Origin of the sequence: Microbulbifer zhoushanensis (assembly GCF_021729055.1) — a bacterium.
Classification (GTDB): domain Bacteria; phylum Pseudomonadota; class Gammaproteobacteria; order Pseudomonadales; family Cellvibrionaceae; genus Microbulbifer; species Microbulbifer zhoushanensis.
Genome location: NZ_JAJSAO010000002.1, coordinates 411,084 through 435,548, shown reverse-complemented (window position 1 = coordinate 435,548; position 24,465 = coordinate 411,084). Strand labels below are relative to the sequence as shown.

At 61.2% G+C, this 24,465-nt stretch carries 23 protein-coding genes; 20 read left to right on the top strand and 3 right to left on the bottom strand.

Annotated elements, in window-relative coordinates:
• The first annotated feature begins 19 nt into the window (after window positions 1–19).
• The 16 genes from yidC (at window position 20) to rssA (ending at window position 17,036) form a co-directional block, all read left to right on the top strand.
• Window positions 20–1,672: a membrane protein insertase YidC gene (yidC, locus tag LVD10_RS05550; RefSeq protein WP_237062300.1), complete on the top strand. Its 1,653-nt coding sequence runs from the start codon at window positions 20–22 to the stop codon at window positions 1,670–1,672.
• 97 nt (window positions 1,673–1,769) lie between these two features.
• Window positions 1,770–3,152, top strand: coding sequence for a tRNA uridine-5-carboxymethylaminomethyl(34) synthesis GTPase MnmE (gene mnmE / locus LVD10_RS05545; RefSeq protein ID WP_237062291.1), 1,383 nt, complete (start codon window positions 1,770–1,772; stop codon window positions 3,150–3,152).
• 757 nt (window positions 3,153–3,909) lie between these two features.
• Window positions 3,910–5,799, top strand: a complete 1,890-nt coding sequence (mnmG, locus tag LVD10_RS05540) for a tRNA uridine-5-carboxymethylaminomethyl(34) synthesis enzyme MnmG (RefSeq protein ID WP_237062283.1) — start codon at window positions 3,910–3,912, stop codon at window positions 5,797–5,799.
• Between the two features lie 86 nt (window positions 5,800–5,885).
• Window positions 5,886–6,518, top strand: a complete 633-nt coding sequence (gene rsmG / locus LVD10_RS05535; RefSeq protein WP_232940338.1) for a 16S rRNA (guanine(527)-N(7))-methyltransferase RsmG — start codon at window positions 5,886–5,888, stop codon at window positions 6,516–6,518.
• A 170-nt stretch (window positions 6,519–6,688) separates the two neighbouring features.
• Window positions 6,689–7,489, top strand: a complete 801-nt coding sequence (locus tag LVD10_RS05530) for a ParA family protein (protein WP_232940336.1) — start codon at window positions 6,689–6,691, stop codon at window positions 7,487–7,489.
• 18 nt (window positions 7,490–7,507) lie between these two features.
• Entirely contained in the window at window positions 7,508–8,407 is a 900-nt protein-coding gene (locus tag LVD10_RS05525; protein ID WP_232940334.1) for a ParB/RepB/Spo0J family partition protein, read from the top strand.
• Between the two features lie 214 nt (window positions 8,408–8,621).
• Entirely contained in the window at window positions 8,622–8,984 is a 363-nt protein-coding gene (locus LVD10_RS05520; RefSeq protein ID WP_232940332.1) for an ATP synthase subunit I, read from the top strand.
• Window positions 8,985–9,027: 43 nt separating this feature from the next.
• Entirely contained in the window at window positions 9,028–9,954 is a 927-nt protein-coding gene (gene atpB, locus LVD10_RS05515; protein WP_232940330.1) for a F0F1 ATP synthase subunit A, read from the top strand.
• Window positions 9,955–10,025: 71 nt separating this feature from the next.
• Entirely contained in the window at window positions 10,026–10,274 is a 249-nt protein-coding gene (atpE, locus tag LVD10_RS05510; protein WP_067084854.1) for a F0F1 ATP synthase subunit C, read from the top strand.
• Between the two features lie 69 nt (window positions 10,275–10,343).
• Window positions 10,344–10,814 (top strand): F0F1 ATP synthase subunit B, encoded by a 471-nt coding sequence (locus LVD10_RS05505; RefSeq protein ID WP_232940328.1) that lies wholly within the window; start codon window positions 10,344–10,346, stop codon window positions 10,812–10,814.
• 12 nt (window positions 10,815–10,826) lie between these two features.
• A complete protein-coding gene (locus LVD10_RS05500; RefSeq protein WP_232940326.1) occupies window positions 10,827–11,363 on the top strand; it encodes a F0F1 ATP synthase subunit delta in 537 nt (178 codons plus the stop codon).
• A 52-nt stretch (window positions 11,364–11,415) separates the two neighbouring features.
• Window positions 11,416–12,960, top strand: coding sequence for a F0F1 ATP synthase subunit alpha (gene atpA / locus LVD10_RS05495; protein WP_232940324.1), 1,545 nt, complete (start codon window positions 11,416–11,418; stop codon window positions 12,958–12,960).
• Window positions 12,961–13,044: 84 nt separating this feature from the next.
• Window positions 13,045–13,905 carry a F0F1 ATP synthase subunit gamma gene (gene atpG, locus LVD10_RS05490; RefSeq protein WP_232940322.1) on the top strand — a complete coding sequence of 287 codons (861 nt, stop codon included), beginning with the start codon at window positions 13,045–13,047 and terminating at the stop codon, window positions 13,903–13,905.
• Between the two features lie 34 nt (window positions 13,906–13,939).
• Entirely contained in the window at window positions 13,940–15,352 is a 1,413-nt protein-coding gene (atpD, locus tag LVD10_RS05485; protein WP_232940320.1) for a F0F1 ATP synthase subunit beta, read from the top strand.
• Between the two features lie 82 nt (window positions 15,353–15,434).
• Window positions 15,435–15,854, top strand: coding sequence for a F0F1 ATP synthase subunit epsilon (locus LVD10_RS05480; protein WP_232940318.1), 420 nt, complete (start codon window positions 15,435–15,437; stop codon window positions 15,852–15,854).
• 186 nt (window positions 15,855–16,040) lie between these two features.
• A complete protein-coding gene (gene rssA / locus LVD10_RS05475) occupies window positions 16,041–17,036 on the top strand; it encodes a patatin-like phospholipase RssA (RefSeq protein WP_237062282.1) in 996 nt (331 codons plus the stop codon).
• A gap of 87 nt (window positions 17,037–17,123) precedes the next feature.
• Here rssA and LVD10_RS05470 read toward each other — a convergent pair whose 3' ends face one another.
• A complete protein-coding gene (locus LVD10_RS05470; RefSeq protein WP_237062280.1) occupies window positions 17,124–17,261 on the bottom strand; it encodes a hypothetical protein in 138 nt (45 codons plus the stop codon).
• Window positions 17,262–17,501: 240 nt separating this feature from the next.
• Here LVD10_RS05470 and LVD10_RS05465 point away from each other — a divergent pair, with 240 nt between their 5' ends.
• Both LVD10_RS05465 and LVD10_RS05460 read left to right on the top strand, forming a co-directional pair.
• The gene (locus LVD10_RS05465; RefSeq protein ID WP_237062278.1) at window positions 17,502–18,596 is read left to right on the top strand and encodes a hypothetical protein; all 1,095 of its coding nucleotides are present in this window, start codon (window positions 17,502–17,504) and stop codon (window positions 18,594–18,596) included.
• A gap of 149 nt (window positions 18,597–18,745) precedes the next feature.
• Window positions 18,746–19,375, top strand: a complete 630-nt coding sequence (locus LVD10_RS05460; RefSeq protein ID WP_237062269.1) for a glutathione S-transferase family protein — start codon at window positions 18,746–18,748, stop codon at window positions 19,373–19,375.
• A 10-nt stretch (window positions 19,376–19,385) separates the two neighbouring features.
• Here LVD10_RS05460 and LVD10_RS18035 read toward each other — a convergent pair whose 3' ends face one another.
• Entirely contained in the window at window positions 19,386–20,690 is a 1,305-nt protein-coding gene (locus tag LVD10_RS18035) for a glycosyltransferase family 4 protein (protein ID WP_237062267.1), read from the bottom strand.
• 473 nt (window positions 20,691–21,163) lie between these two features.
• Between LVD10_RS18035 and LVD10_RS05450 the strand changes: the two genes are divergently transcribed.
• A complete protein-coding gene (locus tag LVD10_RS05450; RefSeq protein WP_232940306.1) occupies window positions 21,164–22,012 on the top strand; it encodes a formate/nitrite transporter family protein in 849 nt (282 codons plus the stop codon).
• Here LVD10_RS05450 and LVD10_RS05445 read toward each other — a convergent pair.
• Window positions 22,003–22,893 (bottom strand): cation diffusion facilitator family transporter, encoded by an 891-nt coding sequence (locus LVD10_RS05445; RefSeq protein ID WP_237062265.1) that lies wholly within the window; start codon window positions 22,891–22,893, stop codon window positions 22,003–22,005. The two genes, LVD10_RS05450 and LVD10_RS05445, sit on opposite strands and share 10 nt — an antisense overlap.
• Window positions 22,894–23,029: 136 nt before the next feature.
• On the opposite strand from LVD10_RS05445, the gene glmU reads away from it, so the two are divergent.
• The gene (glmU, locus tag LVD10_RS05440; protein WP_232940302.1) at window positions 23,030–24,391 is read left to right on the top strand and encodes a bifunctional UDP-N-acetylglucosamine diphosphorylase/glucosamine-1-phosphate N-acetyltransferase GlmU; all 1,362 of its coding nucleotides are present in this window, start codon (window positions 23,030–23,032) and stop codon (window positions 24,389–24,391) included.
• The last annotated feature ends 74 nt before the right edge of the window (window positions 24,392–24,465 follow it).

Genomic DNA, 24,465 nt, shown 5'->3' with positions numbered 1-24,465 from the left:
AGACACCCCAGGATATAAGATGGATTGGCAACGTTACGCGCTGCTGGGCGGAATCGCCGCAGTTTTACTGGCCCTTATTTTCCAGTGGAACGCATTCCAGGAGCGGCGCGCCCCGGAAATCGACCGCGAGATCGTCAACACCGGGCAGGCCGGCACCGTCCCCACCCAGACGGATACCGATACCGGAGATGTTCCCCAGCTACAACAACCGGGCACTGAAGCGCCGGCTCCCGCCGCCGATGGCAAGCTGATCAGCGTGACCACTGACGTGTTCGAGCTGCTGATCAATCCCCGCGGCGGAGATATCGTCAAGGTGGCCCTGCGCCAGCACGCCCAGGAGCGGGAAACCCCGGATGAGCCCCTGCTGCTGCTCAAGCAGACACGGGATAGCACTTATATTTCCCAGAGCGGGTTGATCGGCCCGAACGGTACCGACAGCGCCAAGGGCCGTCCCCTGTTCCGCGCCGGAGATACCTCCTTCGCCCTGGCCGAGGGGCAGGACACCCTTACCGTCGACCTGACACTGAAACAGGGCGATGCGGAAATCACCAAGCGCTTTACTTTCCGCCGCGGCGACTACCTGGTGGACGTGACCTACCAGGTGCAGAACAGCGGCTCCGCGCCCTGGTCCGCCGCCCTCTACGGCCAGCTCAAGCGCGATGCCCACGTACCGCCGAGCGACGCCGGCATCGGCATGTCGCCCTTCCTCGGCGGTGCCATGCGCACCCCGGAGGAAAACTATTTCAAGCAGGACTTCGAGGAGATGGCCGAGAAGCCCACCACCGCCACCATCGAGGGCGGCTGGATCGCCATGGTGCAGCACTACTTCCTGGGTGCCTGGATCCCGGAACAGGACGTGCGCAACACCTTCGAGATGCGCCAGCTCAAGGGTGGCCTTTACGTAATGCGCTTCGTATCGCCGCCGGTGCAGGTGGAACCGGGCACCGGGGGTGAATTGCGCGCTTCCTTCTATGCTGGTCCCAAGGACGTCTACCGCCTGGAAGAGATCTCGCCCTACCTGGACCTGACCGTCGACTACGGCTGGCTGTGGTGGATCGCCAAGCCGCTGTTCCGGGTGCTGAACTTTATCCACGAGCATATCGTCGACAACTGGGGCTGGGCGATTATCCTGCTGACGGTATTTATCAAGGCCCTGCTCTACCCGCTCAGCGCGGCGGGGATCAAGTCCATGGCGCGCATGCGCAAGTTTGCCCCGCAAATGAAGAAACTGCAGGAGCAATACAAGGACAACCGCCAGAAACTCGCCGAGGAGACCATGAAGCTCTACCGGCGGGAGAAGATCAATCCCATGGGGGGCTGTTTCCCCATCCTGCTGCAGATGCCGGTGTTTATCGGACTCTACTGGATGCTGATGGAAACCGTGGAACTGCGCCATGCGCCATGGATCCTGTGGATCCACGACCTGTCAGTGAAGGATCCCTACTTCATCCTGCCGGTGATCATGGGCGCCAGCATGTGGCTGATGCAGAAACTCCAGCCGCAGCCCACGGACCCCACCCAGGCGCGGATCATGCAGCTGATGCCGGTGATGATGACCTTCTTCTTCCTTTGGTTCCCGGCCGGGCTGGTGATCTACTGGATTGCCAACAACCTGATCACCATCGCCCAGACCTGGTACCTCAACAAGCAGATCGAGACCGAGGGCAAGTAACCGCCGGTCACTGCTTACCGTCCAACGAAACAGGGCCGCTTTATGCGGCCCTGTTTCGTCATAGCGCAGAAATCTCCCAGTCGGATAAACTTTTCCCATGTCAGAGCAAAATCCCAACCGGCAGCGGGACACCATCGCCGCCGTCGCCACAGCACCTGGGCGCGGCGGTATCGGCGTGATTCGCCTGTCCGGTCCCCGCGCCGCACAAATCGCCGCTGCCATCGCCGGGGAATCCCCCCTGCAGCCGCGCCGTGCCCACTACCGGGACTTCAGCCACCGGGGAGAATTACTCGACCAGGGCATCGCCCTATTCTTTCCCGGCCCCAACTCCTTCACCGGCGAGGACGTGGTGGAGCTGCAGGGGCACGGCGGACCTGTGATTCTCGACCAGCTGTTGCAGGCCTGTATCCACGAGGGCGCCCGCCAGGCCCGCCCCGGGGAGTTTTCCGAGCGCGCGTTCCTCAACGACAAGATCGACCTGGCGCAGGCTGAGGCCATCGCGGACCTGATTGAGGCCGGCAGCGCCCAGGCCGCCCGGAATGCCATGCGCTCCCTGCAGGGCGCATTTTCCGAAAAAATCGAAGAATTAAGCGACTCACTGACCCATCTGCGTATATATGTCGAAGCTTCGATCGATTTTCCGGAAGAGGAAATCGATTTTCTTGCCGACGGCAAGGTGGCAGCCGACCTGGAACAGCTCCTGACGCAACTGGCGGCGGTCGAGACCCAGGCACGCCAGGGCAGCATCATGCGCGAGGGCATGCAGGTGGCGATTGCCGGCCGCCCCAACGCAGGCAAGTCCAGCCTGCTGAACGCACTGGCAGGTCACGAGGCGGCGATCGTCACCGATATCGCCGGCACCACGCGGGACATCCTGCGCGAGTACGTGGACATCGATGGCATGCCCCTGCAGTTCGCCGACACTGCCGGCCTGCGCGATTCACCGGACCAGGTGGAGCAGATCGGTATCCAGCGGGCCTGGGATGAAATCCACCAGGCGGATCGTGTATTGCTGGTGGTCGACGCGGACCAGGCACACTCACTCGACCCGGAACAGGTGTGGCCGGAGTTCACCGCCCGCCTGCCGGACCCGGACAGGCTCACCCTGGTACTGAACAAGATCGACCTGACCGAGTATGGTGCCGGCCTCCAGGCGCACACCGACGGTGTGCCGGTGATCGCCATCAGCGCCAGGACGGGGGCCGGGCTCGACGCCCTGAAACAGCACCTCAAGCAATGCATGGGCTTCAGCGGCGCTGCCGAGGGGAACTTCAGCGCCCGGCGGCGCCACCTGGATGCCCTCGCCCGGGCGCGGGCCTTTATCGAGCAGGGCGCCAGCCAGCTGCATGACAGCGGTGCCGGCGAGCTGCTGGCCGAGGACCTGCGGCAGGCCCAGCAGGCACTGGGGGAAATCACCGGCACCATGACCGCCGATGAGCTGCTGGGCAAGATCTTTGGCAGCTTCTGTATCGGCAAATAACCCCCGCGCAGGGCTACCCGCCCTGCCCCTTTCCTCCCCCCGTCGCTCTTGACCCGCTCCTCCCGGTTGTCGCCGCACCGCAAAAACGGGCAATACCGCCCCGGGCGCATTGGCCGCACCTGTGCCTGTATAACTACCCGTACAAATGCCTGTCGCCCGGCCGCCGGGACTATGCAGCGGAAGTCAACGCCTTGACCACAACAGTTGCGCACATCTGACCACAGGGTTATCCAGAAGACGCGGACCACACACAGGAGCGGGACAGCTTATGCCGCCAGTTATCAACAGGAAGCTCCCGCCACCACAAGCCTGTGCATAAAAAGGAGGATAAAACCGCCGCAACCTGCGGAGGAACCCGGGCATAAGTTCAGCGTCCGGCGATAGACACCAAAGTTATCCCGTCTGTCCACAACCATGTACCGCGCTTGCCCCTGCCCCGGCCAAGGGGTTGTTGGCATGGTTGCACTTCTCCCAACCCATTGATTTATATGTATTTTTCTTGTTTATACCGGAAAAAGGCGTCCCCAATAGTTACAACAAATACAAAACAATCTTTCTACATACATATGTATAAGTTTAATAATTCAATATCTCTGCCTGCCGATCAGGAGAGCCTGTCGTCCACTTGGGGATTACCTTTGGCGTGGCGACCCTACAATGCTTTCAGCAGACGCCGCTTCCCTTGAAATCGGCATTTGCTGTCAACGGGTACTGGCTATAAAATGTGCGCCCTTTTTAACTCCCCCTGGCAGAGGTTATGGAATTTCCCAAACGCTTCGACGTGATTGTGATCGGCGGTGGACATGCCGGTACCGAGGCAGCCCTCGCGGCCGCACGCATGGGTGCCTCCACCCTGCTGCTGACCCACAACATCGAGACCCTGGGCCAGATGTCCTGTAACCCGGCAATCGGCGGTATCGGCAAGAGCCACCTGGTCAAGGAAGTGGACGCCCTGGGAGGCGCCATGGCGCACGCCACTGACCACGCAGGCATCCAGTTCCGCGTGCTCAATGCCCGCAAGGGACCCGCAGTGCGCGCCACACGCGCCCAGGCCGACCGCGCCCTGTACCGGAGTGCAATCCGTGAAGTGCTGGAATCCCAGCCGCACCTGGAGATATTCCAGCAGGCCGCCGATGACCTGATCGTCGAGGGGGACCGGGTCGCTGGCGTGGTAACCAATGCCGGACTGCGGTTCCGGGCGCAGAATGTGGTCATCACCGCCGGCACCTTCCTGGGCGGCCGCATCCATATCGGTATGGACTCGCTCTCCGGCGGCCGTGCCGGTGACCCGCCCTCCATCGCCCTGGCTGAACGTTTGCGCGAGCTCCCTTTCCGGGTCGAGCGCCTCAAGACCGGGACCCCGCCGCGCATCGATGCACGCTCGGTGGATTTCTCGGTGATGGAGGAGCAGTGGGGAGATACCCCCACGCCAGTGATGTCCTACCTGGGCAGTCGCGCGCAACATCCCCGCCAGGCCTGCTGCTGGATTACCCACACCAACACCCGTACCCACGATGTCATCCGCGGCGGTCTCGACCGCTCACCGATGTTCTCCGGGGTGATTGAGGGCGTCGGGCCGCGCTACTGTCCGTCGATCGAGGACAAGGTGCACCGCTTTGCGGACAAGGACAGCCACCAGATCTTTGTCGAACCCGAGGGGCTGACCACCAACGAGCTCTACCCCAATGGCATCTCCACCAGCCTGCCATTCGATGTACAGCTGGAGCTGGTGCAGTCCATCCGCGGCTTCGAGCGGGCCCATATCACCCGCCCCGGCTATGCCATCGAGTACGATTTCTTCGATCCACGCGACCTGAAACCGTCCCTGGAGACCAAGTTTATCCAGGGCCTGTTCTTTGCCGGGCAGATCAACGGCACCACCGGCTACGAGGAAGCCGCCGCCCAGGGGCTTCTGGCCGGGGCCAATGCCGCCCTGCGTGCGGGCGACCGCGACGCCTGGTGCCCGCGCCGGGACGAGGCCTACCTGGGCGTACTGGTGGATGACCTGATCACCAGCGGCACCAAGGAGCCCTACCGCATGTTCACCAGCCGCGCCGAGTACCGGCTGATGCTGCGCGAGGACAACGCCGACCTGCGCCTGACCGAAACCGGCCGGGAGCTGGGACTGGTGGACGATGTGCGCTGGCAGGCCTTCAGCGACAAGCGCGAGGCCATCGAGCGGGAAACCCAGCGGCTGCGCGAGACCTGGATTCACCCGAAGACCCCCCAGGCTGCCGCCGTCGAATCGCGCCTGCCGCAGCCGCTGGCCCGTGAATACAGCCTGATCGAGCTGCTGCGTCGCCCGGAGCTCGGTTATGGCGAGGTGGCTCACCTCAAGGGCGAGCCAGTCGGGGACGAGCGTGTCGCCGAGCAGGTGGAAATCTCAGCCAAGTACGCCGGCTATATCGACCGCCAGCGGGAGGAGATCGAGCGCCTGCAGGCCTACGAGGACACGCCGCTGCCGGCGGATTTTGATTACGGTTCGGTGTCCGGCCTCTCCAGTGAGGTGAAGCAGAAGCTCGAGGAGACCCGGCCGGACACCCTGGCACGTGCGTCGCGCATTCCCGGCGTAACGCCGGCGGCGGTGTCACTGCTGCTGATCCAGTTGAAAAAGCGCGGGCTGCTGACCCGCAAAAAGGCCGGTTGACCGGCAGTGTGCCGCGACGGGCGACGCCCGCGCATGAGATTGTGCCCCTCGGGGTTAACAGGGGAGATCCGACCATTTCTCTGCAGATGGAAGAGTACCGCCCGCGCCTGACCGAGGCCGCAGCGTCCATGGGGCTCGAGCTCACATCGGCACAGCAGGACAAGCTGTTGCAGTACCTGGAGCTGTTCGCGCGCTGGAATTCGGCATACAACCTGTCCGCCGTGCGGGACCCGGCCCAGATGCTCGAGCGCCATGTCATCGACAGCCTGAGCGTGGTGAAGCTCTGTGGCGGGGCGGATGAGCCATTGATCGATGTGGGTAGTGGCGGTGGGCTGCCCGGCATCCCGCTGGCGATCATGTTCCCCGACCGGCCGATCACCCTGCTCGACAGCAACGGCAAGAAAACCCGCTTCCTGTTCCAGGTCGCCACCCAGTTGCCATTGCCCAATGTCACGGTAGTCAATGAGCGGGTCGAGGCCTATCGCCCCGCCCAGCGCTTTGCCGGAGTGGTTTCGCGGGCGTTTGCCTCCGTGTCCGACATGGCGGCCTGGTGTGAGCACTTGCTAACCGATGACGGCAGGTTTTACGCTATGAAGGGCAAGTGGCCGGAAGATGAGTTGAGCACACTTGCAAAAGGGATTAAGGTCGAGCAGGTGCACCCCCTGTCGGTACCGGGTTGCGATGCGGATCGCCACCTCATCGTCCTCCGCCGCGCTTGAAAGCGGCGGCCTGGCGACTATCCCGCGCTGAAAAGAACCAGTTTTAATAACAGATTTCCGAGACCTGCGCGCGCCCGGACAACGGGCCGCGACTGCTGACGCCGGCTGCTGCCGTGCGACCCGGGCGACTTCAGGGAGGGCGTCCCCGGGGAGAACAAAGGACAAGAACCTTGAGCAAGATATTCGCCGTAGCCAACCAGAAAGGCGGTGTGGGCAAGACCACCACCTGCGTCAACCTGGCCGCCTCCCTCGTCGCCAGCCGCCGCCGGGTCCTGCTGATCGACCTGGATCCCCAGGGCAATGCCACCATGGGCAGCGGTGTGGACAAGAGCCAGCTGGCTCTCTCCTCCTACGATGTGCTGGCCGGGGAAGCGGCAGCGCGTGACGCGGTAGTGTCCACCGAGAGCGGGTTCGCCCTGCTGCCCGCCAACGGTGACCTGTCGGCAGCGGAAGTTGAATTGCTGGATATGGACGGGCGCGAGTCGCGCCTGCGCCGGGCGCTGCGCCCGATCGCGGAAGATTACGACTACATCGTGGTGGACTGCCCGCCGTCGCTGAACATGCTCACGGTCAACGCCCTCTGTGCGGCCAACGGCGTGCTGATCCCGATGCAGTGCGAGTACTATGCACTCGAGGGCCTGTCGGCACTGATCGATACCATTACCCAGATCCAGCGTGCCGCCAACCCGGAGCTGAAGATCGAGGGCATCCTGCGCACCATGTACGACCCGCGCAACAGCCTCACCAGCGATGTTTCCGAGCAGCTTTCCGAATACTTCGGTGAGCGCCTCTACCGCACCTGTATCCCGCGCAATGTACGCCTGGCCGAAGCCCCCAGCTACGGCAAGCCGGCGCTGGACTACGACAAGCATTCCAAGGGCGCCATTGCCTACCTGGCGCTGGCTGGCGAGATGACCCGCCGCCACGCGTCCCACCAGAACCCGAGCCGCCCGGTGGCGGAAGCCGTTTAATCCAGAGGTAAGAAACATATGGCCACCAGGCGCAAGGGGCTGGGCAAGAACCTGTCCCATTTGATCAGTGGTGAGGCCAGCCAGGCCATCGCCATGGCGACCGGCAGCGACAGTAAGGACGCCGTCGACGGCGAGCTGCGCGAGCTGCCGATCGAATTTCTGCAGCGGGGGCGCTACCAGCCGCGCCGCGATTTCCCGCAGGAGTCCATGCAGGAACTGGCGGATTCCATCCGCGCCCAGGGCATCATGCAACCCATCGTTGTGCGGCCCGTGGGCGAGCAGTCCTTCGAGATCATCGCCGGTGAGCGGCGCTGGCGTGCTGCCCAGCTGGCCGAGCTGGACCGGGTACCGGCGCTGGTGCGCGACGTGCCGGATGAAGCCGCCATCGCCATGGCGCTGATCGAGAATATCCAGCGGGAAGACCTCAACCCGGTGGAGGAAGCGCTGGCGCTGAAGCGCCTGCAGGACGAATTCGAGCTGACCCAGCAGCAGGTGGCCGAGGCGGTGGGCAAGTCCCGTACCGCGGTGACCAACCTGTTGCGACTGCTGAGCCTCACCGAGGATGTGCGTACCTTCCTCGAGCGCGGCGACCTGGAGCTGGGGCATGCCAAGGCCCTGCTGGGCCTGGCCGGCGAAGCCCAGCGCGCCGCTGCGCGCCAGGTGGTGGACAAGGGCCTGACGGTCCGCCAGACCGAGGCGCTGGTGCGCCGTATTGTGCAGCAGGCGCAGAACCCGGCGCCGGCCAAGCCGAAGCAGGACCCGAATATCCGCCGCCTCAGTGAGAGGTTGTCGGAGAAAGTCGGGGTGCCGGTCAATATCGATCACAACGACCGCGGTGTCGGCAAGCTGGTGCTGAAGTACAACAGCCTCGATGAGCTGGACGGTATCCTTGCCCACCTGGGGTACCGCGAGGAATAACCCGGTAGAATCGTGCGCCCCAAAATGGCGCACGGTACTTTCGGAGAGCCTGGTTAGTGAATACTCACCGCTCTGGCAATTTGCAACGAAAAAACACTGAAAATTAAATAACTTGGCCAGATTTTGCAGTTGAACCGGGAATGCGGTTACTCCTATAATTCGCTCGCCCAAATTTTGGGCGGAAAGCGCTAACCTGGTCGGCCAAGTCCCGCCTATGTACAGACCCCCGGTGTTGTTGGTCGCCGCGGTACAGCTGGTGCTGGTATCGCTGGCGGGAGCGGTATTGCATTTTTACGGCCGGCCGGTGACGGCGCTGTCGGTTTTTATCGGTGGTGCGCTGTGTGCGCTGCCCAATGCCTATTTTGGCTTCCGCGCTTTCCGCCATCGCGGCGCGCGGTCCGCCGACCGGGTGGTGGCATCTTTCTACCGCGCGGAGACGGGCAAGTTCATCCTGACCCTGACGGGGTTCGCGGCAGTGTTTGCCGTGGTAAGGCCGCTCGATGCGGCCGCGCTGTTTATCAGCTACGGCTGCTGCGTTGTCCTGCAGTGGCTGATGGTGGCGCGCATGGTCCGCTGACCGGCGCAGAAGACTAATTCTATTGATCGAGTGCTGAGGAACTATGGCAGGCGAAGCTCAAACCGCGACGGATTATATCCAACACCACCTGCAGAACATGGCCTACGGCAAGCTGCCGGCGGGTTACACCCGCGCTGACGGCACTGTTCTGAGTGAGAGCACCTGGACCATGGCCCACTCCTCCCGGGAAGCTGCGGACATGGGCTTCTGGGCAATTCACCTGGACAGCCTCGGCTGGGCCATCGGCCTGGGCCTGCTGTTCTGCTTCCTGTTTGCCCGCGCCGCCAAGAAGGCTACCGCCGGTGTGCCGAGTGGTTTCCAGAGCTTCGTCGAGCTGACCGTCGATTTCGTCGACAAGCTGGTGAAAGATACCTTCCAGCACCGCAACAGCATGGTGGCGCCGATGGCGCTGACGATTTTCGTCTGGGTCTTCCTGATGAACCTGATGGACCTGGTTCCGGTGGACTGGCTGCCCATGGCTGCGGCGACGGCCGCGGGCAATGATCACCTGTTCTTCAAGGTCGTACCCACCACCGACCTGAACGTCACCCTGGGTATGGCTCTGGCAGTATTTGCCCTGATGATCTTCTTCAGCATCCGCGAAAAAGGTGCCCTTGGCTTTATCAAGGAGCTGACCCTGCACCCGTTCCACTCCGGCAAGTGGTACGTGGACATTTTCCTGATTCCGTTCAACCTGCTGCTGGAACTGGTTTCCCTGATTGCGAAGCCGGTCTCTCTCGGCCTGCGTCTCTTCGGTAACCTGTACGCCGGCGAGATGATCTTTATCCTGATTGCCATCGTCTTCGGCGTCGGCGTACTGGGCTTTATCGGTGCAGCGTTCCTGCAGCTGGGCTGGGCGATCTTCCACATCCTGGTGATCACCCTGCAGGCCTTCGTGTTCATGGTCCTGACCACGGTTTACATGTCCATGGCCCATGACCGTGAGGATGAGCACACAACTGATCACTGATTGGATTGGGGCGCGGCCCCAGAGAACTTATTTCCACAACTCTTAAACTCTCAACTTTGATGGAGAATACAATGGAAGCACTTGGTCTGGTTTACATCGCGAGCGCACTGCTGATTGGTCTGGGCGCACTGGGTACTGCTATCGGTTTCGGCACCCTGGGCGGCAAGCTGCTGGAAGGTTCTGCGCGTCAGCCGGAACAGGCTCCGGCTCTGCAGGGCAAAATGTTCCTGATGGCAGGTCTGCTCGACGCCGTACCGATGATCGGTGTTGGTATCGCCATGTACCTGATCTTCGCTGTCGCTCCTGGTCTGGCTGGTTAATTCCATCGTTCCAATTGCCCTTAACCCCCCCGTTCTTTTTATAAAGAGCAAAGAGCAAGAGGTGTCGGTGTGAATATCAACCTGACTCTAATAGGCCAGTCGATTACATTCCTGGTCTTCGTATGGTTCTGCTGGAAGTATGTATGGCCCGCCCTGCTGGGTGTCATGCAGGAACGTGAGCAGAAGATCGCCACTGGTCTCGAAGAGGCCGAGCGTGCTGGTAAGGATCTGGAGCTGGCCCAGCGCAAGGCCGCTGATCAGCTGAAGGAAGCCAAAGCGCAGGCTGCGGATATCATCGATGGTGCCAACAAGCGCGCCAACCAGATTCTCGACGAGGCCAAGCAGGCCGCAGTCGAGGAAGGTGATCGCCTGAAAGCCGCGGCCAAGGCCGAGATCGAGCAGGAAGTGAACCGTGCCAAGGAGCAGCTGCGCAGCCGCGTTGCCGCCCTGTCCGTGGCCGGCGCTGAGAAGATCCTCTCGGTTAATATCGATGCCAAGGCGCACGATGATCTGATCGACAAACTGGCAGCCGAGCTGTAAGCGAGGAACCCCATGGCGGAACTCAGCACACTGGCCCGGCCCTACGCCAAAGCGGCGTTTGCCTACGCGCAGGAAGCCTCCGATCTCGGCGGCTGGAGTACTGCGCTGGCAACGGCGGCCGCGGTCAGCCAAAGCGAGAAAGTTGGTGAGATGCTGGAGAACCCGCAGCTCACCAGCGATGAACGCGCAGACAAATTCCTGTCCATCTGTTCAGATGACCTCAGTGAATCCGGCAAGAACTTTATCCGGCTGCTGGCGGAGAACCACCGCCTGCCGCTGTTGCCGGAAATCTACGAGCTGTTTGAAGAGCTCAAGGCACAGGCCGAAGCCTCCCTGGAGGTGGAAGTCGTCTCAGCGCGCCCGCTCAGCGAAGCGCAGGCGCAGCAACTGACCCAGGCACTCAGCAAGAAGTTCGAGCGCGAGGTGCACCTGCACGGCTCCGTCGACGAGAGTCTCCTGGGCGGCGCGATCATTCGCGCCGGCGATACGGTCATCGATGGCACAGTGCGCGGCCGGTTGGCCAAACTCGCCGAGGCGATGAACTCCTAAACAACTTTCCCGGATGTCATCTCTGGCATCTTGGGAACTTGAGGAACAGAGCATGCAGCAACTGAATCCCTCTGAGATCAGTGAAATTATCAAGAGCCGCATCGAGAGTCTCGATGTGGACACACAGGCCCGTACCGAGGGCACCATCGTTTCCGTGTCCGACGGTATTGTCCGTATCCACGGCCTTGCCGACGTAATGTTCGGTGAGATGATCGAGTTCGATGGCGGCATCTTCGGTATGGCGCTGAACCTGGAGCGCGACTCCGTCGGTGCCGTAATCCTGGGCGACTACAAATCCCTGGCCGAAGGCCAGAAGTGTCGTTGCACCGGCCGCATCCTGGAAACCCCGGTGGGTCCGGAGCTCCTGGGTCGCGTGGTTGACGCCCTGGGTAACCCGATCGACGGCAAGGGTCCGCTGAATACCAGCCTGACCGACGCCGTGGAGAAGGTAGCGCCCGGCGTTATCGACCGCCAGTCCGTAGACCAGCCGGTCCAGACCGGCCTGAAGGCGATCGACACCATGATCCCGATCGGCCGCGGCCAGCGGGAGCTGATCATTGGTGACCGCCAGATCGGTAAGTCTGCCGTTGCGATCGATACGATCATCAACCAGAAAGGCACCGGCATTAAGTGTATCTACGTTGCCGTGGGCCAGAAGCAGTCCTCTATTGCCAACGTGGTGCGCAAGCTGGAAGAGCATGGCGCCATGGACCACACCATCGTGGTCGCTGCCGGCGCGGCCGACCCGGCCTCCATGCAGTTCCTGGCTCCCTACGTGGGCTGCACCATGGGCGAGTACTTCCGCGACCGCGGTGAAGACGCCCTGATCATTTATGATGACCTCACCAAGCAGGCCTGGGCCTACCGCCAGATCTCCCTGCTGCTGAAGCGTCCCCCGGGCCGTGAAGCTTACCCCGGTGACGTTTTCTACCTGCACTCCCGCCTGCTGGAGCGCGCCGCGCGTGTAAACGCCGACTACGTGGAGAAGTTCACCAACGGCGAAGTGAAAGGCAAGACCGGCTCCCTGACCGCCCTGCCGATCATCGAGACCCAGGCCGGTGACGTTTCCGCGTTCGTACCGACCAACGTGATCTCCATTACCGACGGCCAGATCTTCCTCGAGACCGATCTGTTCAACGCCGGTATCCGCCCTGCCATCAACCCGGGTATCTCCGTATCCCGCGTTGGTGGTTCCGCGCAGACCAAGGTGATCAAGAAACTCTCCGGTGGTATCCGTACCGCGCTGGCCCAGTACCGTGAACTGGCGGCCTTCTCCCAGTTCGCTTCCGACCTGGACGAGGCCACCAAGGCGCAGCTGGACCACGGTGAGCGTGTTACCGAGCTGATGAAGCAGAAGCAGTACAGCCCGCTGTCCATCGCGGAAATGGCTGTGTCTGTTTACGCTGCCGACAAGGGTTACCTGAACGACGTTGAAGTCAACAAAGTGCTGGACTTCGAATCCGCCCTGCTCGCTTACATGAACAGCGAACATGCAGAGCTGATGGAGAAAGTGAACAGCACCGGCAAGTACGACGACGAGATCGACGCCGCCTTCAAGGCCGGCATCGAGAAGTTTGTCGCTACCGGTAGCTGGTAAGCACCCTGGAGGCCTGCAGGGGCCTGTCCGGTTTCGGGCGAGCTCCTGCGGTTCTGAGAAATCCAGCGAACAAGGTAAATCACTATGGCAGGCGGAAAAGAAGTACGCACAAAAATTGCCAGCATCAAGAGCACGCAGAAAATTACCTCCGCGATGGAAATGGTCGCGGCGAGTAAGATGCGCAAGGCTCAGGATCGCATGGCACTGGGGCGTCCCTACGCCCAGCGCATACGCGCAGTGATCGGCCACGTCGCCAACGCATCGGCCGAATACCAGCATATCTACCTGCAGGAGCGCGAAGCCAAGCGGGTCGGTTTTATCCTGGTATCCACTGACCGCGGTCTCTGTGGTGGCCTGAACATCAATATGTTCAAGGCGGCTATTCGCGATATGCAGGCCTGGTCCGAGCGCGGCGTCGATGTCGAGATCTGCGCTGTGGGCAACAAGGCGGCCAGCTTCTTCAACACCATTGGTGGCAAGGTGGTGGCGGCCCTGCGCGATGTGGGTGACAACCCGCAGGCGAACAAGCTGATCGGTTCGGTGAAGGTCATGATGGACCGTTTTGCGGAGGGCGAAATCGACCGCCTGTTCCTCGTGTCCAACGAGTTCGTCAACACCATGTCGCAGAAGCCGCGTGTGGAGCAGTTGCTGCCGCTGCCGAAAGAAGACAACGACCAGCTCAAGCACGACTGGGACTACCTGTACGAGCCGGAGCCGGTGGACCTGCTGGACGGGCTGCTGGCCCGCTACATCGAGTCTCAGGTGTACCAGGCCGTGGTAGAGAACAAGGCCTGCGAACAGGCGGCGCGCATGATTGCCATGAAGAGCGCCACCGACAACGCCGGCGAGCTGATCGATGCGCTGCAGCTTGTTTACAACAAGGCGCGCCAGGCAGCGATTACCCAGGAGCTGTCCGAGATCGTGGGCGGCGCCGCAGCGGTTTAAGCGGCTGAACGAATTTTGATTTGAGGATCCGGAAATGAGTAACGGGCAAATTGTGCAAGTTATCGGGGCGGTAATCGACGTGGAATTCCCGCGTGACTCCGTGCCGAAGGTATACGACGCACTGCTGGTTGAGGACAAGAACCTCACCATGGAAGTGCAGCAGCAGCTGGGTGACGGCGTGGTACGCGCCATTGCCATGGGTTCATCCGAGGGTATCTCCCGCGGCCTGGCAGTGAAGAACACCGGTGCGCCGGTTTCCGTGCCGGTGGGCACAGACACCCTGGGCCGTATCATGGACGTGCTGGGCAACCCGATCGATGAGTGTGGCCCCATCGGTGGCGAGGGCGCTGAAGTAGAGCGCGCTTCCATCCACCGCGCTGCCCCCACCTACGAAGAGCAGTCCAGCTCCACCGAGCTGCTGGAAACCGGCATCAAGGTAATCGACCTGGTATGCCCCTTCGCCAAGGGCGGTAAGGTTGGCCTGTTCGGCGGCGCCGGCGTGGGCAAGACCGTAAACATGATGGAGCTCATCAACAACATCGCCACCGAGCACAGCGGCCTGTCCGTATTCGCCGGTGTGGGTGAGCGTACCCGTGAAGGTAACGACTTCTACTACGAGATGCAGGAAGCCGGCGTTGTAAACGTCGAGAACTTCTCCGAGTCCAAGGTAGCGATGGTTTACGGCCAGATGAATGAGCCGCCCGGGAACCGCCTGCGTGTGGCCCTGACCGGCCTGACCATGGCCGAGAAGTTCCGTGACGAAGGTCGCGACGTACTGCTGTTCGTCGACAACATCTACCGTTACACCCTGGCCGGTACCGAAGTATCCGCCCTGCTCGGCCGTATGCCGTCCGCGGTAGGTTACCAGCCGACCCTGGCGGAAGAGATGGGCGTCCTGCAGGAGCGCATTACCTCCACCAAGACCGGTTCCATTACCTCCATCCAGGCGGTATACGTACCGGCGGACGACCTTACCGACCCGTCCCCGGCCACCACCTTCGCCCACCTGGACTCCACCGTGGTACTGAGCCGCGACATCGCTGCCAAGGGTATCTACCCGGCCGTGGATCCGCTGGACTCCACCTCCCGCCAGCTGGACCCGCTGGTAATCGGCCAGGAGCACTATGAAGTGGCCCGCGGCGTGCAGTCCGTACTGCAGCGTTACAAGGAGCTGAAGGACATCATCGCCATCCTGGGTATGGACGAGCTGTCCGAGGAAGACAAGCAGATCGTGGCCCGTGCCCGTAAGATCGAGCGCTTCCTGTCCCAGCCGTTCCACGTGGCCGAGGTATTTACCGGTGCACCGGGCAAATACGTGTCCCTGAAGGAAACCATCCGTGGCTTCCAGGGCATCCTCGACGGCGAGTACGACAACCTGCCGGAACAGGCCTTCTACATGGTCGGCACCATCGACGAAGCGGTCGAGAAAGCCAACAAGGCCAAGTAAGCGCGGAACTCCCCGCCGCCCTGCCCGTCCGGGCACGGTGGCGGGAATTCGCAAGGCAAACTGCAGAGAATGAGGTAGCCTTATGGCTATGACTGTACATTGCGATATCGTGAGCGCTGAGGAATCCCTGTTCTCCGGACTGGTGGAGATGGTTATCGTCACCGGTGTCGAGGGTGAACTGGGTATCTCCTATGGCCATGCCCAGCTGCTGACAGCGCTCAAGCCGGGCCCGGTACGTATCATCAAGCAGGGTGGTGAAGAGGAAGTGCTGTATGTGAGCGGCGGTTACGCCGAGGTACAGCCCAACATGGTCACCATCCTGGCCGATGTCGCCGAGCGCGAGATCGACGAAGAAGCTGCGCAGAAGGCCCGCGAAGAAGCGGCCCACGCCCTGCACCAGGCTCCTTCCGAGGTCGACTACGCCCGCATTTCCGCCCAGCTGGCCGAGGCCGAGGCGCGCCTGCGCACCATGCAGGCCATCCGCAAGGCCGCCGGCAAGTAAGCAGCCCCTCCTACTCCCGGTAGGAACCTGTTTGCAGGCGATTAAAAAAGCAGCTTCGGCTGCTTTTTTTATGCCCGCTTGCCCGCCGTGTCGCGATCCATACCGGCCCGGGTATGAATCGCGGGAAAATCACCGAATGTTCCATCAGGTGTGAATAGGATCAGCTAAAAGTTCCAGGAGATTCCCATGGCATCCTCATCGAAGCCTTGTATCGGTATTGCCCTTGGCAGTGGCGCTGCGAAAGGCTTTGCCCACATCGGCGTGCTGAGTGCGCTGGATGAAATGGGCATTCGCCCCCAGGTGATCGCGGGCTCTTCCATGGGGGCATTCGTTGGTTCAGCCTATGCTGCCGGCTGCCTGGATAAACTCGAAGAATGGGTGAACATGCTGGATAACTGGCGGGTGTTCTCCCTGCTGGATATCAACTGGACATTCAGTGGCGGACTGATTGGCGGCAAGAAACCGTTCCAGGCCTTTTTTGAAGGCTTTGCCTACGAGAATATCGAGGAGTTGCCTGTCCCATTTACCGCGGTGGCAACTGACCTGAACAGCGGCCAGGAAATCTGGCTGCAGGAAGGCAACCTCAGCGACGCGGTGAGTGCCTCCTGCTCCATTCCCGGGTTGCTGTCCCCGAAGCAGGTTGCGGGGCGTTGGCTTGTAGATGGGGCGGTCGTAAACCCTGTGCCGATTGATGTCTGTCGCGCGATGGGCGCTACCTGCGTAATTGCGGTCGATGTTACCGAGGACGGGGTCTCAATGTGGGAACATCGGCAGGGGGAAGTGGAAACCCTGGCCAGCGATGGCGACAACAGTGAAGCACCCGAGACGCCTGCCCCCCTGCAGCGCGTGAATAAGGAAGTTTCCGCGGGGGTGTCCCTGGAGAAGCTACTGACGCAGGGCCGGCAACAGCTGGCGCAGATAGGAGACCGATTCACCAGGACCACGCCGTATGCTCCCGGAATGCTGGAAACCATGTCGACCTCCATGGAGATTCTTGAGCGACGTCACAAGCGCTCCCGGCTCGCAGGCTCCCCCCCGGACATCATGATCATCCCCAAGGTCGGTGGCATTGGAAGCATGGAATTTTCCCGGGCCGCCGAGGCGGTGGCGGCAGGCAGGGCCGAGGTCGAACGGGTAAAAACCTGGATTGAGGACGTGGTGCCGGCAAACCTGGAGCCGTAGTGCCCAAACCGGGAAATCCCGTCGTTCGGGGAATCGGGGCGTGGTAACGGTAATCTGGTGACATCACTATCGGAGCCAACACCTGGTTCAGATTGCAGGCTCCGTCAGTCGCTGCTGTTTGCGGATAAACTCCCGCGCCTCGCCAGCCTCTTTTCCCCTGCCGTCGTATTCACCGGCCTGCTCGAGTAGCAGGCAGTAGAATTTTTCCGCTACTGTAAGCAGCACCTTTCCATATCACAGGACTTGCCCGCGTGCGTTGCTGCGACAGGACGCAGTGCGTTTGCGACGGGTCCAGTCCCCACAGCGACCAGACGAATTGACCCATGACTCACCATCCGTCACTTTGTGTGTACGGCGGATACCTGCAGATATACCCGTCGGTATATCGATCACGTGATGCCAGCACAAGAAAAATGAACAAAAAATCGCATCACTGCTGGTGTGGACTCGGGAGAGTAAGTAGTCATGAGTGCAACTGGAATTTGCCGTCCCGGACGGGCGTTATCCATGGAGAGCACCACTGAGATTCTTGACGATTCCAGCTGGTTACCGGTTGACTACGATGCAGAGACAGATGAATTCCATTTCGCACAGGTGTCGATAGATCATATCGAGACAATGCCCTTCCATGATGGCCGGCACCCGCTGGCTGCCACCAATGACCTGGTTGCAATAACGGCAGAGAGGCTGCGCGGATGGCGTAGCGACCCCGCGCCCGGGGAAGTGACCGGCACCTTGATTATCCATTCTGGTTTCTGTGGTTCCACCCTGTTGAGCCGCGTACTGTCAGTTCCGGGCAAATCCTTTGTACTGCGGGAGCCGCGGGCAATTACCCGGTTATCCAACGCCTGCTTGCCGGGACTGGTTGATCCGGCCCACCTTAGCGAGACACAGAAGTTATTTGATCGCACTGTGGCGCGACTGTGCTTCTCAATGGCGCCTTATGCCAGGCCTGCGATCAAGCTGTCCAACTGGGACAATATCCTGCTGGCGACCGGCGGTGCAGAAAACGGAAATTACCGGATACTGTCGATGACCTGTGATCTCCGCGCCTATATCGTTGCAATATTCCGTGGCGGCAAGCCCCGGATCAGGCAAACCCTCGAACTACTTGAAAGGCTTCGCCAGGTGGGTTCAGTTCCCGCCAGTCTAGTGAGCGAGGCACAATCTTATCCCGGTTCCATGACCAGCATCTGTTGCCTGCTTGCCTGTGCCTATGCAGCCCAGGCCACCGCCATGTCGTCCGTGGCGGGCGGAACGGGGGCGACCGAGACCGCACCGTTAACGCTGGAATCATTGCGCGCGGATCCCGTCGAAAGCCTGTCCCGGGCCAACCGGCAACTGGAACTCGGGTTATCGACGCTGGAGCTGGCCCAGGCATGGGAAAGCATCGCCCCCAAACACGCCAAGGATCCGCAGGGCCAGGAATTTTCCCTGGACAGGGAAATACAGTTCGCCCGTGAGCTCGTGAATGAATGGGGTGATGCCATCGAGGCGGCAGTAATGTGGGCACAGCAGCGCGGAATCCCCGCCTCCCCTTCAGTAACCGCTGGATCCTGAATACCGACTTTATCCCGGAGCGGTACATCTGTACCTGCTGGGCGTTTGTGAATTATTTGTGATTTCCCGGCGCTGTCGCGCGTATCACTCGTCTGGACTGCAGCAACCGGAATAGACTCTCCAGTGTTTTCCACAGAGGACTTAGCCAAATGACTGATCAACTGGTTTTCTATACCAACCCCCAGTCTCGCGGACGCATTGTCCGCTGGATGCTCGAGGAAATCGGCCAGCCGTATGAGGTGGAGGTGGTCGAGTACGGCGCAGGGATGAAATCCGCCACGTTCCATGCCATCAACCCGATGGGCAAGGTGCCCGTTGTTGTTCACAATGGCCAGGTGGTGACTGAGACCGCTGCCATCTGTGCATATCTGGCAGAGGCATACCCGGAAGCAGGTCTCGCACCTACCCGGGAGGAACGGGCCGCTTACTATCGCTGGCTGTTCTTTACCGCGGGGCCCATTGAGGCGGCTCTGACCAACCGGAGCATTTTTGGTGGTGATCCCGCACCCGAAAAGCAGCGCATGGCTGGCTACGGCAATTATGGGCTGGCACTGGATGCCCTCTCCCGTGGGGTAACGGACAACCCCTATATCGCCGGCAAGCGATTCACCGCTGCGGATGTGTATGTCGGTGCCCAGGTTGGCTGGGGACTACAGTTCGGGACTATCGAAAAACGACAGGAATTTATCGATTATTTTGCCCGGGTGAGTGACCGCAAGGCTTTCCGCCGGGCTACCGAACTGGATGAAGCCCTGGCGGCGGAAACCAGCGACGCCTGAGGGGCACTGCTTAACCACACCGCGTTATGGCTTTTTCCGGCAGCGGCACCTTGCAACGCGGGGACTGGCCTGCCGTTAGTGTGGCGGCGTAAACCTCGACCATTTTCCCGGCCTTTTTCGACCAGTCAAACTGGCGCGTCACCTTGGCGCGCCCCGCTGCCCCCATGGCTTCAGCCCCGGCGGGGTCGGCAATGATTGCGCGCATCGCCTCTGCCAGCCGCACGATAAAATCCCGGCGGCCATTACCGGGATCGACAAGCATGCCGCATGCGGCGTCCAGGTAGTCCGCCGGCCCCCCCCAATTGGTGGCTATCACCGGCCGACCCATAGCCATGGCTTCCAGTACCACAGCACCGCCGCATTCATACATGCTGGGTAACACCAGGCAATCACATTGGGCCAGCTGTGCCGGGCAGTCCCGCTGCGGGACAAAGCCACGAAAGCGTACCTGCTGGCTGAGGCCGAGAGTGTTGGAAAGACGCTCAAGTGCAGGCCTTTCTGGACCGTCACCGATGATCTCCAGTTCCGGAGCAAGACCAGCTGAATTCAGGCGGGCCATGGCCTCGAGCAACATGTCGACACATTTCCAGTCCACCAACCGACCCAGGAATACGAAACGGCAGGAATCGGAGGCTTGCCTCTTTCGCGCCGGTCTTGCCTGGAAGAGTGAGAGGTCTACCCCATTCTCCACCAGCTCCACGATCTTCATTCCTGTCGTCACAGGAAGCGCCTTTCTCGTCCGGGCATTCGCGACGACCACTGTGGTGGCCCGAGGCTTGCCCGGTATGAATCGGTTGGCCAGGTATGACAATGTGCGTCCCGCATCCATAAATGCCTTTTCCAGCCAGGCCTGCTGGTGGACAAAGCCATCGGGAAAGGTCATGCCACCGTTGAGCGGACCAAATACCACAGGCCGTCCCAGGTTGTGGATACTGGATGGGAGTCTGGGTGAAACCCGGATCGGGACATGTACCAGGTCTATACGCTCCTTGCGGATGAGCTGAAGGGCAATCCGCTTCTGTGCCCTTTCGGTCAGGAGGTCGACAGCGAAGACGGTGGTGAAGCTGGCGATTCGCTGGGGTAGCAGGCGCCCGCAGCGATAGAGCAACCGGTGTAGCCATGAATCCTTCACAAAGTGGATCTGGTCCTGGCGCCCGGGGAACAGCCCTTCCAGTTCACGCCGGGCCCGTTCATGCACAATCATGGCAACTTCTATCCCGGCAGCGGGCAAATGGCGGAAATATTGCACAGGGAGTATTGCCTCACCACCAAAGGCCTCGGAAGCTTGCGGGGTAATCAGGAGAACCTTTTTCACAGTGCTTTTCATGGCTTGTCGGAATGTCAGCGGCAAAACAGTGCCGGTAACCCAATTGCAGGGCTACGCAGGTTTGAACCCGGGTTTATCGGTTAACCGGAAACAGGCAGGGGATTGGGATGTGGTCCATCCACTTTGGTGACGGTCCTCACCTGAAAACTGAATATGCGTCCCTGCATATGAAGTGATCATAAACCAGGAAAACTGAGAACACACCCACCGTGCATCGACGGTAAGCCCTCCCTGCTTATTGGGCCAGATGGTCACACCAGTGTTCAATTTTGCCATAGTCGCCAAGGCTGAAATGGTGGTTCCGGAAACTTGCGTCAGCTCGAGTCGAAATATCCCGTGCCTTCCGCCTGGTGGTGCCGGCCAGCGGCTTTGCGCAGGCCCATAATCCCGGATGGTCTAAGCTAAAAGCCTGCACAAGTGCGCCACACTTCGTGGTAGCTGCTGGAAACCAGGGCCGGTGCATGGCAACCAACGGTGATTCTGACAAACCCAAAAGCGACCGCGAAATACTGCAGGAGCAGATGGCCGCCAGCCTGCATGAGTACCGTCGCAATTCCTCCTCGCTGTTTATGTCCGCAACCGCTGCGGGCCTGGAAATTGGCTTCAGTTTCTTCCTTATGGCAGTGCTCTACACCCTGTTCAATGAAGACCTGGGGAAGAGCCAGCTGCACCTGTTGCTGGCCGCCAGCTATCCCATCGGTTTCGTAATGGTAATTATCGGCCGGACCGACCTGTTCACCGAGCACACTACCCTGGCGATACTTCCGGTCCTCGATCGTCGCAGAAGTGTCTGGGCTCTGGGCCGTGTCTGGGGGGTGATCTACAGCGGAAACCTGCTTGGTGCCCTGATGTTCGGCCTGCTGCTGGCCCAGTATGAGGAAGTGAGCCCCTATATTGATCCGCAGGCACTTTCACACTATGGCGTAAAAAGCCTTGAGCAGTCCGGCTCCGGGATATTCCTGGGGGCCGTGCTGGCAGGCTGGCTGATGGGCCTCTTGGGCTGGGTCGCCACTTCATCGCAGGATACGATCGGCCGTGTGGTGCTGATTATCCTGATCACCTTTGTGATCGGGGTTGGCGGCCTGGCCCACTGTGTGGCGGGATCCGTCGCCATGTTCAGCGGTTGGCTGGGCAATGCCGGTGCGATCGATACCAGCGAAATGCTGGGTTATATCGCCTGGGCCACCATTGGTAATACCGTCGGTGGCAGCGTATTCGTGGGGATGCTGAAGTATGGCTATGTCAGCAGCGACAAGGCAGCACAAGAAGAAAAGTCTGAAAAGCCCTGGCCCCGGCGATCTCAGAGGTAATCGGCGTCGGAGGTAAACACCACGTCGAATTCCTGTTCATCTACCAGGTCAGCCATTCGCTCCACCAGAACCTCCCGCCAGGTATCGGCTTGGGAGATCGGGCACTGCTCCTGGTTTTCCTCCACCAGGATACGGGCGTGGAGGTAAATGCTGCGCCCGGCCTTGTTGATACTGAGAGACCAGTCCCGGGCCGGGATATCCCGGATGGCCCGGGTAAAGGCGCGGTGTATATCCAGTTGCAGCTCCGCCGACGGGGCCGCCAACAGCACTTCCATCAGGTTCCGGTACAGGATGCGGGCCGGAATCGGCAGCATCACCACCACCATTGCGATCACCAGCCAGGAATCCACATAGGGTAACCACGGACCCAGCCGCGCGCCCCAGATCCATACCACCGAAAATGCCACCAGCACAACACCGCTGAGGAAGCAGTCAATCAACCAGCTGAAGGCGTCCACCTGGATCAGGGTGGAGCCGGAGATCCGCCCAATCCGGCGAAGCACTATGTAGATTACCAGGCAACCGAGCATTGCCACCGCCGCATAAAGCACCGCCGGACCGCTTTCCACAGCGCGGCCGCCCCGGTACAGCGCAAACACCGCGGATGACAGGGCCATCAGCATGACGCCCAGGTTCACCAGGCTTTGCAGGACATTGAATGCGGGTTCGAAACTGGCATAGCCGAAGTGGAAACGCCGGTCCGGTGCGCGGTGCAGCAGCTGTGATACCCGCAGCATTACCAGCGACATGACAAAGTTCACCAGTGAAAAGACACCATCCAGGAAAATCGCAGCCGACCCGGAAAGGGAAGTAAAAAGGAACGCCAGTGCCGCCATCGCCAGGCAACCGAGTATGGATAGCCACAAGCCCTTCCGTTCCACGTCCCCTCTCCTGCCCGCGCGCTTTTGCACGTGTGCAATAGTCTAGGTGCCGCAAGATGGCCCTGCGCTTGTGATCGCTGGTGGAACTGGCCACAATTGCCGCCCTAGTCTTACCGTTGAGTCAGAAAGAGGTTCCATGGCCACTGATATCGTTATTCTCGCTGCGGGCAAAGGCACCCGGATGCGCTCTGACCTGCCCAAGGTCCTGCACCCGATCGGTGGCGTACCCATGCTGGGTCGGGTGATCGAAACCGCGCAGCAGCTGGGGGATGTGGAAATTACCGTGGTGGTGGGTCACGGCGCCGAGTTGGTGCGGGAGCAGTATGCCGGCAGCGGAGTGAAGTTCGTCGAGCAGGCGGAACAACTGGGCACCGGCCACGCAGTGGCCCAGGCGATTCCCAACTTCCGTGCCGGTGCCACCGTACTGGTCCTCTACGGTGACGTGCCGCTGGTCAAGGCGGGCACCCTGCAATCGCTGCTCTCCTCCTCCGACCGGGGGCCGGCGTTGCTGTCGGTGGAAATGGCGAACCCGGCCGGCTATGGCCGTATCGTGCGGGACGACAGCGGCCGGGTACAGGCCATCGTCGAGGAAAAGGATGCCGACGCCGATACCCTGGCGATCCGCGAGGTGAACACCGGTATCCTGGCGGCACCGGCGGACCTGCTGAAGCAGTGGCTGCCGGAGCTCTCCAGCGACAATGCCCAGGGTGAGTATTACCTCACCGACGTTATCGCGCGCTCTGTCAGCGAGAATATTGGGGTAACCGGCGTGCGCGCCAGCGACCCGTTGGAAGTCGCCGGCGTCAACAGCCGCGCCCAGCAGGCACAGATGGAGCGTGCCCTGCAGCACGGTCGCGCGCTGGCGCTGATGAATGCGGGGGTTACTTTACTGGACCCGGCCCGCTTTGACCTGCGGGGTAGGCTCGAGTGCGGCACGGATGTTTCGATCGATATCAATTGTGTCTTCGAAGGCGAGGTGGTCCTGGGCGATGGCGTGCAGGTGGGCCCCAACTGCCTGCTGAAAAACTGCCGGCTGGCTGCAGGCACAAGGGTCGAGGCGAATTCCATAATCGAGGATGCACAGGTCGGCGAAGCCTGCGCCATCGGCCCGTTTGCGCGCCTGCGCCCCGGTACCGAGCTGGCGGACGGGGCCAAGGTGGGCAATTTTGTCGAGACCAAGAAGGCCCACATCGGCCGCGGCAGCAAGGTCAATCACCTGTCCTATGTGGGCGATGCCCGGGTGGGTGAGCAGGTAAATATCGGCGCCGGCACCATTACCTGTAATTACGATGGCGTTAACAAGTCACTGACTGAAATCGGTGACGGCGCCTTTATCGGCTCCAATACCGCCCTGGTGGCTCCAGTCCGGGTGGGTGCGGGGGCAACCGTGGGCGCCGGTTCCACCATCACCCGGGAGGTGCCGGATGAGGACCTGGCGGTGGCCCGCGGCAAGCAGCGCAACGTCAGCGGCTGGCAGCGCCCCACCAGGAAATCCTGATTCCAACAGCGGGGGATGGCCGCAGCGGCTGAAAAACCGGCGGCTATCCCCTCCCCGCCTGCCGGCATCCACCG